General features: G+C 62.7%; 14 protein-coding genes and 1 tRNA gene. 10 read left to right on the top strand and 5 right to left on the bottom strand.

Annotation, left to right across the window (positions count from 1 at the left end; all coding sequences use genetic code 11):
* Window positions 1-120: 120 nt before the first annotated feature.
* From JIN81_RS05960 to JIN81_RS05970, 3 genes are all read left to right on the top strand, one after another.
* Entirely contained in the window at window positions 121-2,832 is a 2,712-nt protein-coding gene (locus JIN81_RS05960) for a beta strand repeat-containing protein (protein ID WP_200277629.1), read from the top strand.
* A 173-nt stretch (window positions 2,833-3,005) separates the two neighbouring features.
* Window positions 3,006-5,819 (top strand): beta strand repeat-containing protein, encoded by a 2,814-nt coding sequence (locus JIN81_RS05965; RefSeq protein WP_200277630.1) that lies wholly within the window; start codon window positions 3,006-3,008, stop codon window positions 5,817-5,819.
* A gap of 107 nt (window positions 5,820-5,926) precedes the next feature.
* The gene (locus tag JIN81_RS05970; RefSeq protein ID WP_200277631.1) at window positions 5,927-6,844 is read left to right on the top strand and encodes a dihydrodipicolinate synthase family protein; all 918 of its coding nucleotides are present in this window, start codon (window positions 5,927-5,929) and stop codon (window positions 6,842-6,844) included.
* Window positions 6,845-7,183: 339 nt separating this feature from the next.
* Here the strand turns inward: JIN81_RS05970 and JIN81_RS05975 are convergent.
* From JIN81_RS05975 to JIN81_RS05985, 3 genes are all read right to left on the bottom strand, one after another.
* Window positions 7,184-7,260: transfer RNA gene (locus JIN81_RS05975), tRNA-Arg, on the bottom strand.
* Window positions 7,261-7,408: 148 nt separating this feature from the next.
* The gene (locus JIN81_RS05980) at window positions 7,409-8,788 is read right to left on the bottom strand and encodes a hypothetical protein (protein WP_200277632.1); all 1,380 of its coding nucleotides are present in this window, start codon (window positions 8,786-8,788) and stop codon (window positions 7,409-7,411) included.
* Window positions 8,781-9,473, bottom strand: coding sequence for a hypothetical protein (locus tag JIN81_RS05985; RefSeq protein WP_234044514.1), 693 nt, complete (start codon window positions 9,471-9,473; stop codon window positions 8,781-8,783). Before JIN81_RS05985 ends, JIN81_RS05980 begins: the two co-directional genes overlap by 8 nt.
* 68 nt (window positions 9,474-9,541) lie before the next feature.
* On the opposite strand from JIN81_RS05985, the gene JIN81_RS05990 reads away from it, so the two are divergent.
* Window positions 9,542-10,402: a GH25 family lysozyme gene (locus JIN81_RS05990; RefSeq protein ID WP_200277636.1), complete on the top strand. Its 861-nt coding sequence runs from the start codon at window positions 9,542-9,544 to the stop codon at window positions 10,400-10,402.
* Window positions 10,403-10,423: 21 nt separating this feature from the next.
* Here the strand turns inward: JIN81_RS05990 and JIN81_RS05995 are convergent, their stop codons facing one another.
* Complete coding sequence (locus tag JIN81_RS05995; protein ID WP_325100852.1) at window positions 10,424-12,241, bottom strand: NPCBM/NEW2 domain-containing protein; 1,818 nt, start codon at window positions 12,239-12,241, stop codon at window positions 10,424-10,426.
* Between the two features lie 208 nt (window positions 12,242-12,449).
* On the opposite strand from JIN81_RS05995, the gene JIN81_RS06000 reads away from it, so the two are divergent.
* The 6 genes from JIN81_RS06000 (at window position 12,450) to JIN81_RS06025 (ending at window position 18,660) form a co-directional block, all read left to right on the top strand.
* Window positions 12,450-12,950 (top strand): hypothetical protein, encoded by a 501-nt coding sequence (locus JIN81_RS06000; RefSeq protein ID WP_200277638.1) that lies wholly within the window; start codon window positions 12,450-12,452, stop codon window positions 12,948-12,950.
* 54 nt (window positions 12,951-13,004) lie between these two features.
* Window positions 13,005-14,405, top strand: a complete 1,401-nt coding sequence (mgtE, locus tag JIN81_RS06005) for a magnesium transporter (protein ID WP_200277645.1) — start codon at window positions 13,005-13,007, stop codon at window positions 14,403-14,405.
* Between the two features lie 4 nt (window positions 14,406-14,409).
* Window positions 14,410-14,820 carry a BUD32 family EKC/KEOPS complex subunit gene (locus tag JIN81_RS06010; protein WP_200277648.1) on the top strand — a complete coding sequence of 137 codons (411 nt, stop codon included), beginning with the start codon at window positions 14,410-14,412 and terminating at the stop codon, window positions 14,818-14,820.
* A gap of 466 nt (window positions 14,821-15,286) precedes the next feature.
* The gene (locus JIN81_RS06015; RefSeq protein WP_200277650.1) at window positions 15,287-16,249 is read left to right on the top strand and encodes a homoserine kinase; all 963 of its coding nucleotides are present in this window, start codon (window positions 15,287-15,289) and stop codon (window positions 16,247-16,249) included.
* A gap of 9 nt (window positions 16,250-16,258) precedes the next feature.
* Window positions 16,259-17,551: a threonine synthase gene (gene thrC / locus JIN81_RS06020; RefSeq protein ID WP_200277652.1), complete on the top strand. Its 1,293-nt coding sequence runs from the start codon at window positions 16,259-16,261 to the stop codon at window positions 17,549-17,551.
* Window positions 17,552-17,559: 8 nt separating this feature from the next.
* On the top strand, window positions 17,560-18,660 hold the full coding sequence (locus tag JIN81_RS06025) for a HupE/UreJ family protein (protein WP_200277654.1): 1,101 nt from the start codon (window positions 17,560-17,562) through the stop codon (window positions 18,658-18,660).
* Between the two features lie 7 nt (window positions 18,661-18,667).
* Here the strand turns inward: JIN81_RS06025 and JIN81_RS06030 are convergent, their stop codons facing one another.
* Window positions 18,668-19,396, bottom strand: a complete 729-nt coding sequence (locus JIN81_RS06030) for an N-acetylmuramoyl-L-alanine amidase family protein (protein WP_325100853.1) — start codon at window positions 19,394-19,396, stop codon at window positions 18,668-18,670.
* Between the last annotated feature and the right edge of the window lie 154 nt (window positions 19,397-19,550).

Consider the following 19,550-nt stretch of genomic DNA (forward strand, 5'->3'; position numbering starts at 1 on the left):
CTTCTCAAATTCTCAACTTCTCAACCCCTCATCACGAAAATGGAGGGTCAATGTGGTTTGATATCAAAACCAGTCACGACCGATTGCCAGAACCCACGTGCGCTCTCTAAATGGTGTTCTATGTCCCGCCACCACTCCCCCCTTAGAGTCCTTCTCCTCAGTGCCGTGCCGATGGGAACCTGCCTCGCCGTGGACATCCTGAAGGACGACAATGCCACGGACCTGAATGTCGGAGGAAGCTGGGTCGGCGGCACCGCGCCGGGGTCTGGTGACGTGGCCGTCTGGGACAGCACCGTCACTGGCACGAGTACGACAAGTCTCGGGGCCAACCTGGGATGGGTCGGGCTTCGCATCGAAGATCCGGCGGGCGACGTGACCATCCAAGGGAGCAACAGCCTGACGATCGGAAGTTCCGGGCTGGACACCGGGGCGACCGCCAACCTGACCTATTCCTCGTCAGGCACCATCACCCTGAACGGTTCACTCGCCGGAAGCACCAGCTTCACCATCGACAATGCCGCCACCAAGAACTGGTCAGGCATGAGCGCCACCAATTTCACCGGCACGCTCACCCTCCGCGGTGGATCCGGATCATCGGGGAGTTTCGCCGGCAACTGGTTGGCTTTCGGATCATCCTCGGTCTCCCAGACAGGCGCCTTCCATCTGGACACAGGGGCCTCACTTGCCGACCGAGGGGATTTCATCGTCACCGACGGCTGGGGGGATGGAACCACCAAACCGAAGCTCGCGCTGGCCTCCCTGACCGGATTCGGTGATTTCAGGAGTGACTGGGGAAGCAACACCTTCCGCACGGTAGCTGTCGACCAAGCCACCGACACCACCTTCCAAGGACGTCTCGTCAGCAGCAACGCATCGCGGGGCATCGACCTCGAGAAACTGGGAACCGGAACCCTGACGCTGACCGGAAACAACGCGCACCGGAACACCACGGTCAGCGGCGGCATCCTGCAGGTCGGCAACGGCGGCACCACCGGGTCACTCGGTGGTGGGCTGGTTTCCATCGAAAGCGGTGGCGAACTCCGGTTCAATCGCTCGAACACCATCGGCCTCACCGGAATCGAGTTCATCGGACCCGGCACCCTGAGCCTCCGCGGAGGAAGCGCCGCTTCAGGAAGCTACTCAGGGAACTGGATCAGCTTCACCAACACGGACACCGGAGGATTCCATCTGGACACCGGTGCTAGCCTCTCTGACCGCGGTGAAATCGTCTTTGGTGATCAGTGGGGTGACGGCACGACCAAACCGAAGTTCTCGATCTCATCCCTTTCCGGCTACGGTGACTTCCGTAGTGACCTTGGATCCACCGGCAATCGCACCATCTCCGCGGACCAATCGGTCAACACCGAGTTCCAGGGAAGGATCAATCAATTCAACGATTCCACCCGAAGCGTCCATCTTGAAAAACTCGGTGCCGGCACCCTGACACTGTCCGGCGCGAACAACTATCAGAACACGATCATCGGCGGCGGCACACTGGAGATCGGCAATGGGGGCACCACCGGGGAAATCGGCTTCGGAACCGTCAGTATCGCCTCTGGCGCCACACTCCGCTTCAACCGCTCCGACCTCATCGACTACAACGCCAGCGCCAGGATGAGGGATGTCTCGGGAGCTGGAAACATCGTGATCGACGGAGGAGGAACCTTTTACAACTACACCGGCGCGGGCCTCGGATTCAATGAGGCCGGATCCTGGTCGGGACTCTCCGGCAATCTGACCGTCCGTGGCGGATCGGAGTTCCAGACGATCCGCAACGGCGCCACCGCCATGGGAACCGGAACCGTCATCCTCGGCGATGCCACATCCAGCGGCACCCTTTCCCAGATCCAGGGCAACTGGACATGGACCAACGACATCGAGGTCATCGGAGCGGACAATACCATCGCCAACAACTCAACCGGATCCGATCGATCCCTGAAGCTCCAAGGGGACATCTCGGGCACCGGAGGACTCACCTTCAGTGACACCACCGGAGCCATGAACAATCTGGACAATGGCTTCGTGCTGACAGGAACCAACACCATGACGTCCTTCACCATCGAAAGCGGGGCACTGGTGCGGGTCGGCGGCGTGGGAGGCAACAGCGCATCCCTGTCCGCAGGAACGGATGGATCCATCGGTTCTGCCTCGGTCACGAACCACGGAACCCTGACCTTCTCCCGCTCGGACACCCACTCCCTCTCCGCCAGCATCGGAGGAAGCGGAAATGTCCGGATCGGATCCACAGGCATCAGCGGTTCGGAAACCCAGCAGGTCACCTTCTCCACAACGCACACCTACACCGGCACGACCGAAGTCAATGCAGGAACCCTCTACGTGACCGGAGCCCTCGCCAATACATCTTCGGTCGCTGTCGCCAACGGCGCCACCCTCGGAGGCACCGGGTCCATCGCAGGAGCCACCACCATCAACTCCGGCGGCACGCTCGCACCCGGAACTTCCGTGGGGACCCTGACCATCGACAACGAACTCGGGATCAACAGCGGTGGCCTGCTGCTTTTCGAAATCAACAGCCTCGCCTCGTTCGACCGACTCATCGGCCTGACGGATTTCACCATGGATGGCATCCTCGGACTGGACCTGAATGGCTACAACCCGTCCGAAGGAGACAGCTTCGATCTGGTCGACTGGGTTTCAGGCACTCCTTCGGGAAGTTTCACTCTCGACGACTCCCTCGCCCCGCTCGACCCCGGTCTCTCGTGGGATACATCCAGCTTCCTGAGCACAGGATCCGTCGCCGTGATCCCCGAGCCGCGGGCCAGCCTACTGCTGATTCTTGGCGTGGCCCTACTCATTCATCGGCGGAGATAGGCGCAGGGATCAGACCACGCCTGGCACCCGACTCGCAAGCACGTCGGCCACAGTCGACCGCTGCACCAGCGCGCCATCTCACCCAACTGGTGGCCACACACAACCAGCGCGGCCAATTTGAAGCCACTCATCTGCCGACCTATCTTCCACTTGTAACAACTTCCGACCGAACCATGAAAAGAACCTCCATCCTCCTGGCCCTCATCTCCTCCACTTCCCTGGGGCAGGCAGCCATCACTTCCAGCAAGGCATCCGTCGACTTCACCTATCTCTACGAGATGGATGTGAATCCGTCGTCGCAGGACCTCGACAGCAATTCGACCAGTGACTTCTTTACCGGCACTGTCAGCGGAATCACCTCTCCCCAGACCTACAGCGGTGGCGTGGCCGCCTCGGATCTGGCCAACGGAGAACAACTGTTCCGTACTGACTACGGCGGAAGCATCACCCGGGCCATACTCGCCACGGACACGCCCTACACCCTTGAGCTGAGCGTTGAGAAGACCGCAGGAACCCAAGGGTCCCAAGGGTGGTTCTCTCTCGCCCTCCAGTCTCCCGGAGCCACTCAATCCGCCCGCTTTTCATTCAAGGACGACGTGGTGACGTTCCGCACGACGGGTGGCACATTCACCGAATATCTCTCGGGAACGGACTTCACGAGTGGACAGCAAGTCGTCCGCATCGCCTACGAGGGCAGCAACAACTACTACATCTGGGTCAACGAAACCCTCCTCAACGCCGATCTCTCGACCCCCATCAATGGCGGAAACGGAAGTTTCAACACTGGCGGATCTTGGTTCATCGGCAATTTCTCAGGTGATACCGGCGGCGATTGGGAAGTCGACTTCCTGCGCTTCGACAACACCGGCGCATTCGAACCCGGTGACCCCATCGTCCCCGACGACCTCACTTGGACAGCAGCCACCGACAGCAACTGGGATGACCTCACCAACAACTGGCAACTCACGGATACCACTCCCACCGCCTTCAGCGACTCCGACAATGTCACCTTCGACGACACGGCGGCTTCAGGAGCTGTGACCATCGTCGGCACGCCCTCGCCCGACAGCATTCTGGTCAACAATGATGTCCTCCCTTACACCCTCGGCGGATCCACCATCATCGGACCTGCCACACTGACCAAGGATGGCCCCGGCAGCCTTGCCCTCACGGCCGACCACGCCTACTCCGGTGGAACCACCTTGACCATGGGAACCATCACCGCGGGCGATGGCGCAACCGCCGGCGAAATCGGGGCGGGCCCTGTCTCTCTGGCGTCAGGCACCACACTGACCATTTCACGCAGCGACTTCCTCGACTACAAGGCCACCGCGAAGATGCGCAATGTCTCCGGAGCAGGCGACATCGTCATCGATGGTGGAGGCACCCTATGGAACTACACGGGTGGCGGCGTCGCCTTCGCCTCACCGAATACCTGGTCAGGCTTCTCAGGCACTCTCACTGTCCTCGGCGATTCCGAGTTCCAGACGATCCGTAATGGAGCAACGGCGATGGGCACCGGCACCATCATCCTCGGTGATGCCACCACCTCGGGCACGCTTTCACAAATCGAAGGCAACTGGACATGGACCAATGACATCTCGGTCGTTGGCCCGGCCAATCTCATCGCCAACAATTCGGCGGGCGCCGGCCGGAGTCTCAAGATTCAAGGCACACTCACGGGCGACGGCTCACTGAGCTTCGACGACTCAACCGGCGCGATGACCAACCTGAACCGCGGTTTCATCATCACCTCGGATCTTGCTCTCACCTCGCCGCTGGGCATCACACTGGACACTCCCGTTCGTATCGGTGGCGTCCCTGGTGACAGTGACAGCCTCGCCGCCGACAGCTTTGGCTCGCTCGGCACCACGGCGGTGAACAACGAAGGCACGCTGACCTTTACCCGCACCGATGATCACTCCGTCGATGCCATCATCAGCGGTGGTGGCAACGTCAGGATCGGCGCCCCATCGACAGGCGGCATCGGAGACACCTCCACTCAAATCGTCACCTTCACCAGTTCCCAATCCTACACCGGCAGCACCACGGTCGAATCAGGGCGTCTCGTGATTCCTTCCGGGACCACCCATGCTGCGAGCACGGTATTTGCAGCGGATGAGGGAACCATCTCGGGCGAGGGCACGATCAACGGCTTCCTGGACATCGAAGGCACCCTCGCCCCAGGCAGCAGCGTTGGCACCCTGACCACCCTTTCATCGCTGACTCTCTTCGGAGACGCCATCTACGAATGGGAAATCGGCGCCTGGAACCCCGCTTCCGCCGACCTCGTTCAAGCGGACTCGATCGACATCTTCGTCGGTGGCGATGGACCGGTGACCATCGCGGTCACCCCGGACTCGATTGCCGACTTCGCCGAGACCAGCGAGAGCTTCATCATCGCCACTTCGGCCAATCCCATCACTGGATTCACCAGTGGGGACATCATCGTCGATGACAGCGCCTTCGCCGCCGCCACCGGGTCGATCGGCACCTGGAGCGTCGACCTGACCGGTGACTCACTCGGAATCGAACTTACCTACACCCCCGGCGACCCGAACAGCTACGCCGGATGGATCAGCGGCTTCTTCCCCGGGGAAACCGATGAGCTGATCATCGGAATCGATGCCGACCCCGATGGCGATGGTGTCGACAACGGCGTCGAGAACTTCCTCGGAACCGACCCCAGCACCTTCAGCGCCGGCCTCGTTCCGGTCTCGGCAAGCGGCGGAAGTCTGACCGCCAGCCACACGCGATCCAACAGCCTCGCCACCGACCTGAGTGCCACCTACGAATGGTCCTCCGACCTCGTGAATTGGAATGACTCCGGCGAAACGGACCCGAATGGCGTCAGCGCCGACATCACCACCGTCGTCACCGACGATCAGGATGCACCGCTCAACGATACGGTCGAAGTGACCGCGGCCATTACGGCCGGATCCACCCAGCGGGTCTTCCTTCGCGTCCATGTGACCGAGCTGCCCTGAGCACCCGACTCGACCCACTCGTATCAGGAAGCCCGTTGCAGGTTCCCCTCAGCGGGCTTCTTTGATCCTTTTAATCAAACCGGCATCCACACTACTTTCCCTACTTCATGATCACGCCCCTGCATGGCCTCGTTGCAGCCACCCACACTCCCTTCCACTCCGACGGATCACTGGCTCCGGAGGTGGTCCCTCTCCAGGCGGCACACCTGTCCAAGCAGGGGGTGAATGCCGCCTTCATCACCGGCTCCACCGGGGAAGCCCACTCGCTCACCCGGGATGAACGGGTGACCCTCTACCAAGCATGGGCATCTGCTGCCCCCGACCACGGCATCCGGGTCATCGCCCATGCGGGAAGCAACTGCCTCGAAGACGCCCGCCACTTCGCGGCCGTCGCGCAGGATCTCAACCTCTTCGCCGTTTCAGCGCTGGCACCCAGCTACTACAAACCTCCGACTTTGACGGCATTGGTCGATTGGTGTGAATCCATCGCCTCGTCGGCTCCGAACCTCCCGTTCTACTACTACGACATTCCCGTCCTCACCGGCGTCGAGTTCCCCATGGACGCCTTCTTGAAGGAAGCGTCGCCACGCATCCCCAACCTTGCCGGCATCAAGTTCACCAATCCCGACCTGAACGCCTTCGAAAAGAGCCTCGGCGCCGATGACGGTCGCTTCGATGTCCCATGGGGGATCGACGAGAATCTGATCGATGCCCTCAAGCTCGGAGCCAAAGGAGGCGTCGGGTCTTCCTACAACTTCGCCGCTCCGCTCTACCAGGAACTCATCGACGCCTTCCATCAGGGTGACCTCGAAACCGCTCAAGAGCTTCAGCGTCGCTCGGTCGAGATGATCGAGGCCATCGCCTCCATCGGTTACCTCGGGGCCGCCAAGGCCATCATGGGCACCCTTGGCGTCCCCGTCGGCCCAGCCCGCCAACCCATTCCCAACCCGACAGCTTCGCAAATCGAAGCCCTCCTCCCCAAACTCCACGAAATGGGCGTCCTCGGGGAACTTTCCTGTCGGTAGACGCGACTGAGGAGTCGGCCTCGCAAAGGAGGCACGACCCAATCATCGTCAAAGCCCACGCCGGAAGACCCTGACCTGTCGAACCGACAAAACAACGGCTCAGGAGATTCCCTCCGCGGGCCGCTCCCGCCCGTACGGGACCCAACTCCGCTCTTTCCGCACCACGAACCCTCTGATGCAAGCTGGAGGGCACTCAGGCCACTCACAGCGAGACAAACTCAGACCCCGGCAAACGATACTCATCGACTTCAGCCATGCCGCGGTGTCGACGCCACGATCGGTCTTTGCCTGGACACAAAAAAGCCCTGCAACTGAGACAGTTGCAGGGCTTTTGAAAAGTGGTACACCCGAAGGGAGTCGAACCCCTAACCTCCTGATTCGTAGTCAGGCACTCTATCCAATTGAGCTACGGGTGCTCTGTTGTTTCCGTGCCGCTCGCGGCGCGGGCGGGAGGAAAGCGTCTGAACGGGGCCACTGTCAAGGAATTCACTCAGAAAATCAAGGAAAGGATGGATCTCCCGCCACCATTCCCCGGTGGGCTTGTTGCTCGATCCTCCCGGGACATCACGCCATCCGCTCCACATCCGGAAATTTCTCCTCTCGGATCGGACCATAAACACCAGCAGCTTCGAGGCATGCATGGCGCGTTTCGACGTCTTCAGTCATTCGCCTTTGCCAGCCATCAGGAAATGCTGCTGGCACCAGTTCCGCTCCTCCGACACGCCGCATGTGGGCCTTCAGGAGACTGCAGGGAGGCCCCGCCTGTCTCACCACGTCGTAGTTGGCCGGTAGTGGCCGCTGCAGCACGCTGTTGCTGGTCACAAGGAGCCTACCATCCGCCGTCCAGCTCCTGAAGGTGGTCTCAAGGACTTCCTGCACCACCCCCGCCGTGGTCAGGCGGACCACCGCAAAAACCAGCGCATGCTCATTCCCCGGACTCACCAGGGTCATCCATTCACTGTGAAGGTCACCGAGCGGAGAACCCAGCTTCCGACTCGCCAGTAGCCGCCAGCCCTCGAACGCCTCGTCACCCTGCAAACCGTCCCAAAGCTTGCGCAGCTTCGGATCCCACTCGGAGGACTTCAGTTCCTCGGCCTCGGAGTGGGCAAAGCACTCACGGGTCAGGAACCTGGACCGGGTGAGCTTGTAGATCATGATCAACAGCAGCGCGACCGGGTTCCACGCCTGCTTGCCGGCAAGGACACGTGCAGGAGAACGAAAGAGAAAGGCCGTGAACACCCGTCGGGTCCGCGTCCGGCGCTGCTGCCACCGCTCCATTTCATCGGGCTGCTGCGAAGCCAACTCTGTCAGCACATCCGGCATCAGGCCCTTCAGCACGAACCAGCCGTCCCGCCCCGAACGGCAGACCAAACGACCACCCACGCGGTTGACCACCACCGTGACAAGCCACGACACGGCCAGCCCCGACCAACCGAGCCAGCGAGGCACCACGTCCTCCAGGAAAATCGAGGTCAAAAGCAGTCCGGTGGCCACCAGGCTGAATCGAGCGGCCCATTGCCGGCGCTTCAAAGCGCGGGCTTCAACTTCGGCATCGACCCACCACCTCAGCCGCACCCGCTGACGGCATCGTTCTGCGACAATGCCCGAAATCACGAAGAGCATGACACACGAGCCCAGAATCCAGACCGACGAACTGTAGTATCCCTTCGACACCGCGAAGAGTGCTCCTCCGAACATGCCGAACAGCAGAGCCACGCGGATCAGCGAGGGAAGCATGCCAGCGAACCCAGTCCGGACCACGAACTCACTGGATGCAGGTGTTAGAGGAATGTCCCGTCGGCCACTTCGGATGTCGAGTTTCGGCAGCTGCGCTCCATCACGAAAACTCAGCACGCCGGCTTCCACCTTCCAGAAGCCCTCCAACCCGGGTACCTCGGTTTGCGCGGCCTCGCTCGGTGCCTGATAGGGATTGAAGTCACTCATGCTCCCGATACGAGTCGACCGCATGCTGTCTCCAGGCAAGAGAACGCAGACCTTCATCCGGGATGCCCTCGAGAACGAACCATCCATCGTGCTCACCGGTGCACTTCAACCCACCGGGGGCGAGGCGCACCACGACCAGCATCACCAGGCACGAACTCATGACCCCGAACCCCCAGAACATCCACTTCAGTGAGTCGGTGAACACCGTCCCCAGAAAGAAGCCGATCCCCACGGTCGCCAAGGCCAACTGAAGCCACCTGCGCCAGTTCGGCCCGGACGGTTCCTGCTCTGCCATGTGGAAATGGATCACACCACAGGCCACCGACCGCTTCACCAGAAGCCCGATCAGGTAGGACACCGCAATCAATCCGGCAATCGCGAGGATCAGATTCAGATCCACCGCCCGACGCACCGCGACCGCCGTCACCGCCAGAGCCATCACCCCCACATAGAGCCACGCCGAGCGCCCGCCGGACGTGGCCTCGAAGACCCGTGTCGAGGAAACCAAGGGCACATCCTCCCTGCCGGTCAGGAGATCCACTTCGGGCAGCACCGCCTCATGACGGAACAACAGCCGCCCATCCTGCACGAACCAGGTGCCCGCGGGCGCCTCGTCCGCCATGTCGCAGTGCGGAGTCGCGTAAGGATCAAGTTCAGGATCGTCCATCCGTGGCCTATCAAGCACGAGCCTCCCTCCCATCGCAAGCTTTCCACTTCTTGCGGTGAGGGCGGATTCATGGTCATCTGCTCAGGATGAAGCTCTTCTCCTTACTGATCATCCCAGTTCTTCTCTGCCAATGCGGTGGCGGCTTCGGCGGCACCAGCGTGGCCGACTCACCCGCAGTGCTCAATGTTTCCGGCTGGGATCCGAAGGAAGTCCAACGCGGCGGCCAGCGCTACACCGAGCACAACGTCGCCCCCATGCGCCAGAACGGAGCAAAGGGCCTGATCGCCCGCTCCGCCAAGGGCAACGAACTGGACACCAAGTTCGCCAGCTTCATCCGCTCCGCCGACCGCGAAGGCATGCTCGTCGGCGCCTACCACTTCGTCACCATGAGCCCCAGCCCGGAAGCTCAGGCCGACGCCTTCGTCAGCCGCGTACGCGCCACCGCCCGCAGCCAGGGGCTCTCACGCCGGAAGATCCTCCTCGTCGGCGATTTCGACACCAAATCCACCCCTGACCGATTGGTGAGGTTCATCCAGCGGGTCGAGAAAATCTGCGGAGTCACCCCGGTTGTCTACCTTGAGAACAGTGCCGCGCTCCGGACCCAGTTGAGCAACGCCAGCGCCAGCCAGAAGCGGATCATACGGCGGGCACCGTACTGGATCGCCCTTTACGGCCCCAGCGGCACCGAACGCAGCATGGGCCGGGGCGACCTGACACCCGACGGGCTGATGGAGCAATACGACATCTGGGACGAGTGGGCGATGTGGCAGTATGGCGGAGTGCTCTGGCAGAATGGCCGCTCCAACGCCAAACACTACAGCACCTCTTCATGGCGCAGTCCGCGTTACTTCGGCAACCTCTCCCAGCCCACCGAGCGGAATGTCTTCAAAGGCAGCGAAAAGGAGCTCTACGCATTCTGGGATCGCCACGGTTTGGCATGGTGGTGAGGCAGGTCGCCCCTGCCATGGCTATCGAGTAAGAACCGGATCCAGCCAGAAACCCCAGTCACTGCCCTTGCCGTCCCCGGCATCCTCGACCCGGAGTTCAAGTTCCTTCACTCCGGTCAAATCAAGGCTGTAGGATTGCACCTCCTGCCCCTGGAGCTTCTTGGAGCGCCACACCTGCTTGCCATCCGCGAAGACGACGAACACACAGCTGCCCTGAGAACCGGCCGAAACCAATCCGACATCCCCTTCGATCTTCATCCACTTCCCGCCGAGGTTCCAGCGGTGCACCGCCGGAGCGTGAGCGTAGAGACCCCGCGCATAGAGTTTCCCACCTGCCTGGATCAGGGCCTTCGGATCCGGCACCCGGTTTACCACCGGACTCCCCCACCCGACCTTCACCTCGACCGGCTTCACCACCGTCAGCGACAGCTCCCCCTCGTCAGTCGTCAGCGGATCCACCCACTTCTGTTCGTCCAGGGTGCCGACCAGAGTGGACGCCGCCTGGAGACTCCCTCCATCCACCCCCGCTTCACGGAGCCGCTCGAGCTCGCGACGGGCACCATCCTTGTCCTTGGCATTCACCTTCCCGATCAGGGTTTCGAGCAACTGCGACGACTGATGGAGTGACAGATCCACTTCCCCCGACGGCCCGACGGAATACGGAATCTCCCACGGGCTGTTCGACCCCACATAGGTCGAGCTCGCCCCGTTCACCTGGCACGCAACAATCCGGAATTCCTGGTTCCCGCCGGGGACCAGCGCATTCGCCTCGAGGACGAAGCGGCCATCGGCATCCGGCACCGCCGTGCAGGTCGTGGCGTCATAGTCGCCTCCACCCGCCGGATCCATGTAGCCGATCAAGGCGTGGACCGGCGGATCCGCTGTCACCTTCCCAGTCACCCTGAAACCTTTCCCGACCGGCTCCACCACCAGGTCGTCGATCTTCGCCGTGGACCCCTGATCCATGCGCTTCACCGAGCCGCTGAACATCGGATGCGCCGCCAGCTTCAGCGCATGAGCGAGAGTCAGGAACGACCCCCTTCCCTCATTTCTACGGTCTTCACCGTACGTCCGGTTTCCCGAGCCCATGAGCGCCGTGCCGAATGCCTCACGCTCGTCCGGTCGTTCACGGTTGTGGGGAAGCCCCAGGGCGTGCCCCAGTTCGTGGCAGACACCACCGATGAAGATCGAATTGTAGCGACCGATCGAGATGTGCCCGTACTGCCCGTCCCGGACTTTCGGATTCTTCTTGGCCAGACTGCCGAGTTCGAGGATCGGTGAGTCCACCTGCCAAGCGGTTCCATTGCGGTGGGAGCCACCCGCATAATATGGGCTGTTCTGATTGATCCTGCCTTTCGCCGGATCCCAGTTCGACATGTTGCAGAAGATCACGACGGTCTCCTTCCCGGGATCGATGCCCGCGGCACGCAGCGTCGGGAGACTCTCGTTCCGGATCTCCCCGCCCGAGCTTGGCCCATAGGCCGGGTAGTCCTTCCGGCCCTTCACCAGATGGATGTTGAGAAGCCCGTCATCGGAATAATCCAGACCGATGGTCCGCGGGCCGAACCCGATCCGCTGCATCTCACCCGCGTAGAAATCCCGGATGTCTTCGAGAATCGCCGTCAGACGCTCACGATGCTTCGGCGACGGCTCACGGTCCTTGGGCGTCCAGTAGACAATGTGCAACTTGCGCTCCCCTTTCTCCGGGGACTCCTGTTCCCATTTCTCGAGGATGGCCAAGGCCGCGGGCACCTTTGCCTTGATCTCCTCTTCCGGGGACATCGCCCCCGTCACGAGAGGACAAATGCCCAGTCCGAATGCCACTAAAAGTCGTTTCACGGCCCCAAAACGACGCCAACCGACCAACTTATTCAAGAGTCCGTGGAATTCCCCTGCATTTCTACCGATTGGCCGACAATTGCACCCGATTCCGCCATATCCCGCGATATCGACCGCCCACGGACCCGGTCAGCACCCCGGTGACTCGGGAATCTCCTGCCGTTTTGCGGCTTTCCTCATCGCGCATGATCGGATAGCTTTGCGGGTGATGCATGAGGCCCCGGCAGACCTTTCGAACTTCCTGATCGCCAGCGTGCTCATCGCCTGGCCGACGGCCCTGCTCATGACCTGGTGGCTTCGCCGCCGCTGTGCCCGGAAACTCGAGCGCATCGGAGAAGCGAGCTCCGAGGAAATCCTTGCCGAGCTCGACACCGCCTATGCGCCCCAGAGCGGCATCACCATCCGCACCCAGACCGAGTACCTCCCCTACCTCGTCGAAACCATCCGCGAGCAGATCGATCACGGTCTCGGCGACCAACAGGTCCAATCCCTCATCGAGCGCATCGACCACCAACGACCTCATCATGAACGACATGCGGTCTTTCCCGTCGAGAACAAGGGAGTCACCAGCAATCTGAGCCTCCAGTGGGTCCGCGACGCCCAGGACCGCATCGAACTCAAAGTGCGCGCCGCCCCCGGCATCATCCGCGCCCTGCGCAGTCACAAGAAAAGGATTCCACGAGCCAAACCCGCGCGGGTGAAAGGCTGAGCGAATCCACCCGCTGGGCTTGCTCCGCACAGACAAGCCCCTCATGCTCCGACCATGTCGGAAGAGGCAGTCATCCAGCCTGCGGAGGAGCTCGCCCGCGCCATCAAAGCCGAGGACCAAAGCGCAGTCCTCGCGGTCGCTGGCGATCTCCACTACGCCGACCTCGCCCTGGCCTACCAGGATCTCGACGAAGAACAGCGGATCATGCTGCTGAAGTCCATCGGCCCGAATCTCGCGGCCGACATGATCGTCGACCTGCCCGACTCGCTCATCGAGGAAGCCCTCGACGCGTATCGTCCGGCGGAACTCAAAGTCCTCTTCCGCGACCTTTCGGACGATGACCGCGTGGACATCCTCCAGGCCGTCGGTGATGAAGCCCGCCTGCGTTTCCTCGGACTGCTCGGACCCGAGGACGAGGAACTCACCCGTGGCCTCCTTCGCTACGAACCCGAGACCGCCGGCGGCAGGATGACCACCGGCTTCGGGCGCCTGCTCGCCTCGATGACCGTAAAACAGGCCATCGACGACCTCCGCCACAAGCAAGAGAACACCGAAACCCTGAGCCGGATGTATGTGGTCGATGCCAAGGGCCACCTGATCGGCCGGGTCCGCCTGCGCGACCTGGCTTTCAACACATGGGACACTCCGATCCGGGACATCATGGCCGAGGTGCCGCCGGAACAGCGCGTCCTCGCCACCGCCGACCAGGAGGAAGCCGCACAGATCCTCATGAAGTACGACCTCGTCGTACTTCCCGTCGTCGACGAATTCGACCACATGCTGGGCATCATCACCCACGATGATGCGATGGACATCCTTCAGGAAGAGAGCACCGAGGACATCGAGAAGCTCGCCGGTATCGCCGGGGAGCAGGTCGAGGACACCTACCTGCAGACCAGCGTGATGACCCACTTCAAGCGGCGCTTCATCTGGCTTCTTGGTCTCGGCATGCTGGCCATCGCGTCCGGCTACGTGATGCTGCGCTTCGAAGACACCCTCACCCAGGTCTTCCTGCTCTCGCTGTATCTGCCCATGGTTGTCGCCGCCGGCGGAAACACCGGCGGACAGGCATCCACCATGGTCATCCGCGCCATGTCGCTGGGCGAGCTCGACCCCGGCACCGCCCGCGAGGTCCTGTGGAAGGAACTTCGACTCGGCTCCCTCCTCGGCGTCCTGCTGGGCGCCTCCATTGCCGCCGTCACCATCCTCATCCTCCCCGCCTTCCGGCCGGAGCTTCCCGAGGGTGTGAGCTTCGCCCGCTTCGGCTGCACCGTCGCCCTCGCCCTCACCGCACAAGTCATCACCTCCACCGTCGTTGGCGCCCTGCTTCCAATCGGAGCCCGGGCCATCCGCCTGGACCCCGCCGCCGTCGCCGCACCCGCCATCACCACGCTCGTCGATGTTTCCGGGATGGTGATTTACTTTACCATCGCCCAAGCCCTTCTTCACCTCTGACCTCATGAGAGAACTCAAAGACGGAATTCGCGCCCACGTTCGCCTCGACTGGATGAACCGCGTCCACAAACGCTTCCGCGGCACGGATGCGGACAAACGCTACGCCACCGAAATCGAGGTGCTCAAGGAGTTGGAGAAACGCGGCTGTCCCAACGTGCCCAAGGTGCTCGAGGAATATCCGGAGGAGAACTATTTCGTCAGCACCTCCTGCGGCAAACCGGCGCCGAACATCAGCAAGAAGCGCGCCGCCGAACTCTTCGCCGAGCTGGAAGCCAAATACGGCGTGCGCCACCTCGATGCCGCGCCGCGCAACATCACCTACGACCCGCATGCCGGTCGCTTCTGCATCATCGACTTCGAGCTCGCCGAGATCCTTCCCGACCCAAGCGAGCCAGCTGAAGAAACCTCGCTGTAGCCAAGTTGAAGGGACCCGGTTCACCCCCACGACGCAACCCCTCGGTTCCACCCCCGACCCCAACCGGGCGTCATCCCCCAGCCCCAACGGGGCGACACCCCTCAGCCCAGGGCAACGCCCTGGGTAACCATCCCGCACCATTCCGGAGCCCTGAAGGGGCGACATCCCATCGCAAACCCCGCATCGCCCAATAGATCGCCCTTTCTTTCAGGGCTCCAATCCCGCGACCCCCCCCAATCCCAGGGCGGTGCCCTGGGCTAATGAATCTTGCCCCTTTGGGGCAGGCCCCGGCGTCCGACCGCTGCAACCGGTTCCAACACCACCTTTCCCGCGCCACCCGTCCGATCCTCGATCGACCCTGTTGCGGATCCGGACCGGTGCCCCTCACGCCTCCCCCAGCCCGTCCCTGTCATCCCCGCACCCGGGATTCGACAATCCTGCGCCTTGCTGCTAAGCACCGCGCCCCATGCTCAAAGAAGCCGTTCAGGAAGTGCGCGTTTTTGCCCCGGCCACCGTGGCAAATGTCGCTTGTGGCTACGACGTCCTCGGATTTGCGATCGACTCGCCCGGGGATGAAGTGGTCGTCCGCCACTGTGACAAACCCGGCCTGCACATCACCTCCATCACCGGAGACGACGGCAAGCTGCCCAAGGCCCCCGAAAAGAACACCGCCGGCGTCGCCGCCCTCGATCTGCTCCGCCACCTCGGCATGACCGATCGCGGCATCGAGATGGAGATTCACAAGAAAATGCCCTTCGGCTCCGGCCTCGGCTCATCCGCCGCTTCCGCCGTCGCCGGCGCCTATGCGGTGAACAAACTCATCGGCGAGCCACTGTCCAAAAAGCAGCTCCTTCCCTTCGCCATGGCCGGGGAAGCCTCGGCCGATGGCGCATGGCACGCCGACAACGTCGCCCCCTGCCTTCTCGGTGGCATCGTCTTCATCCGCAGCAACGACGAACTCGACGTCTCCCAGCTCCCCGCCCCCGACAACCTCTGGGCCGCCGTCGTCCACCCCGACATCGAGATCCTCACCAAGGTCGCGCGTGAGATCCTGCCCGTCGACATCCCCGTCGCCAACGCCACCCAGCAGATCGGCAACCTCGGCGGCCTGCTCTGCGGCATCATCCAGTCTGACTACGGCCTGATCTCCCGCTCAATCCACGACGTCATCGCCGAGCCGCGCCGCCAAAAGCTCATCCCCGAGTTCTACAAGGCCAAGCGGGCCGCCCAAGGCGCCGGAGCCCTCGGCTTCTCCATCTCGGGTGCCGGCCCGTCCGTCTTCGCCCTGTGCGAAGGTGAAGAGACCGCACAAAAGGTAGGCGCCGCCGTTTCGAAAGTGTTCACCGACATCAAGCTCGGCAACCAGACCTACGTCTCGAAGATCAATCCACACGGCGTGCACGTGGTGGAGGAAAAGGCATCCAGCTAAGCCGGACCGATGCTCTACCATTCCACCAACGACCCCTCCCACCGCGTCCCGCTGAAGGAAGCCATCCTGCGCTCCCTGCCACCGGACAACGGCCTCTACATGCCCGATACCCTGCCGGTCCTCGGTGAGGACTTCTGGAAGGTCTGGCGGGACCTGTCCTTTCAGGAAATCGGCTACGCCGTGGCTGAAGCCTTCTTCGGTGAGGATGTGCCGGAGGATGCACTCAGCGAAATCGTCGATGGCACCCTCGAGTTCGACGCCCCGCTCGTCGCCATTGGCAAGGACAACCACGTCCTCGAGCTTTTCCACGGCCCCACACTCGCCTTCAAGGACTTCGGGGCGCGCTTCATGGCCCGCCTGATGAGCTGGCTCACCCGCGACGAGGACCGCATGCTGACCGTGCTCGTCGCCACCTCCGGTGACACCGGCGGAGCGGTGGCCTCCGCCTTCCACAACGTCCCCGGCACCCGCGTCGTCATCCTTTACCCGAAGGGAAAAGTCTCCGGACTGCAGGAGAAGCAGCTCACCACCCTTGGCGGCAACATCGAGGCCATCGAGATCGACGGCACCTTCGACGACTGCCAGCGCCTGGTGAAGTCCGCCTTCCTCGACCGCGAGCTGTCCGAGCGTCTGAACCTCACCTCGGCCAACTCGATCAACCTCTCGCGCCTCGTCCCGCAGTCTTTCTACTACATCCATAGTGCGAAGACCCTGGACAACCCGCCGGCCTTCGTCATCCCGTCCGGCAACTTCGGCAATCTGACCGCCGGCCTGTTGGCCCGCCAACTCGGACTCCCCGTCGCCAAGTTCGTCGCCGCGACGAACATCAACGACGTCGTCCCGAGCTACCTCGCCAGCGGCGAATACCAACCCCAGCCCAGCCAGTCGACCATCTCGAACGCGATGGACGTCGGAGCCCCCTCGAACTTCGCCCGCATGCAGGCCCTGTTCGGCGATTCATGGGATGAGATGGCAGCCGTCATTGATGGTCTCGCCTTCAACGATGAGGAGACCCGTGCGATGATCCGCCGGACCCACGTGGAAAGCGGCTACGCGATCGACCCGCACGGAGCCGTCGGCCTGCTCGCGGCAGAAGCCTGGCGACTCGCCCATCCGGGCACCCCGACCATCACCTTGGAAACCGCGCATCCCGCCAAGTTCCTCGACGTCATGGAGCAGGAACTCGGAACCGGCAGCGTCGCGATCCCCGAACGTCTCGCCATCCTCGCGGACCGGGAAAAAGTGGCGGGATCGATGGGAGCCGACGAATCAGCCTTCAAGGACTGGCTGCAAACGCGCTAAGCTCCGGCGTGGCTGTCCTGCGCTCGCTCCTCTTCCTCTTCCTGCTTGGGCTTCCCCTGCGCGCCCATGTCGTCGAGCAATTCTACGTCAAAGTCCTGACCCAAACCGAGGGTTGGCAGCTCGAAGTCTTCTTCGACGTCGGCTATGCCAACCCCGACTGGCGCGGCGAACCGGACACCCCACAACCCACACGCGACTGGCTGCTCGCACGCACCCCTGCCGAGCACGCGGCATTCCGAGCCGAGACGGAAACCTACCTGCGCGACTGCATGGGCTTCAACGGCTCCGACGAACCGCTCGAAGTCGTTTACCGCTTTCCGGACTTCGACAGCACACCGCCCGATTTCCCCGAACGACTCACCGGTGGCGCCTACTATCGGGTGCTGATCGAGCCAGCCACCGCCCTTCCTTTCGAAAGCCGGATCTGGATTGCACAAACCGACACCCCGGACTTCGTCCTCGAGGTGCCTGATGCATCGCTGGGAGACTCGGGCTTCGTCACCCTGTCACCCGGCGACTCCATGCCACTGCCGCGGGCGAACGAAACCGCCCCCGCCACCCGCGGCGCGCAGACCCACGCCTTCATCGAAGGATTCCGCCACGTCGTCCCTCTCGGCCTCGATCACATCCTCTTCATCCTCGCCCTCTTCCTGCTCCAGCGCTCGCTGCGCCCCCTGCTCTGGCAATCCCTGACCTTCACGGTCGCCCACACGGTCACGCTGGGATTGACCGCATCCGGGATCATCTCACCACCCGCCCAGTGGATCGAGCCCATCATCGCGCTCAGCATCGTCGCCCTCGCGGTTGAAAACCTCATCGTCAAGGAGCCCAGCCGCTGGCGCTACCTCATGGTCTTCCTCTTCGGGCTGATCCACGGCATGGGCTTCGCCAATGCGCTGGCCTCCATCGTCAACGTAGGCGATGGCTTCCTGGCCCGCCTGGTGGCCGCCAACCTCGGCGTGGAATGCGCCCAGGTCGCCATCCTCGCGGCCGCGTGGCTGCTGACCATCGGCTGGCACCGGAAATCCAGCTACGACCGGCTACGCGCGGGAGCCAATATCGCCATCGCAGGCATCGCGCTGATCTGGTTCGTCCAGCGCATCGCCTGAGCAGGGATCAGGAACCCGGTGGATCCGTCGGCCGGCTGGGTGGTTGATTCAGCGGACGTGGCCGCGGACCGGTTCCGGCATCCCCACTCCGCTGCTGATCGACGATCGCACGCGCCATGGCCGACGCCAATTTGTCCCGGTAGCCCGGGTCGTTGCACAGCCGCGCTTCCGCGGCGTTGCTCAAGTATCCGCACTCGACCAGCACGCACGGCACGTCCGGGTTCCGAGTCAGTCGGAGGCGGCGCCGCTTCTTGCCGAGGTTCCCCGATTCTCCGGGCACGACCTTTTCCAGCTCGCGCTGGATCCGCGTCGCCAGACCGTGGCTGTCGACACGCCAATAATACGTTTCGGGCCCGCGGACATGGGAGGGACCCGAGTTGTAGTGGATGCTCACGAGAATCGCTCCATCCTTGCGGCTTGCCTTCACCACGCGATCGTCGAGGTCCACGAAGGTGTCCCCCTTGCGAATCAGAACCGTCTTCACCTTCCCCGAGAGCTTCCGCTGCAGGCGCTTGGCGGTATCAAGCGCAAGGTCCTTTTCCCGGGCCCCGGTGTGGCGGGACACAGCGCCCGGATCCCTCCCCCCGTGTCCTGCATCGATGATCACCGTCGTGAACCCCTGAGGCCCGGGCCGGTGGCCCCACTCATCACGCTTCCAACTCACGGTATTTCCACCACCACTGCTGCCGCAGCCCACCAGCAGGAAAGCCGTCGTCAGGATCAAAGCCAATCGCACCAACATGCCTGCATGGCTAGCGCCTGAGCCAGCAACCTGCAAACCCTGAATCAGAACCGCCATGAGCCGCCGGCACCGACCCAGCAGAACACCGAAGCTCCCCTACCTCCTTCCCAAGGTGGAACGCGCAGCACGAAACTGGACTCTTTCCACA

Source organism: Haloferula rosea, assembly GCF_016595525.1.
In the GTDB taxonomy this organism is placed as follows: domain Bacteria; phylum Verrucomicrobiota; class Verrucomicrobiia; order Verrucomicrobiales; family Akkermansiaceae; genus Haloferula; species Haloferula rosea.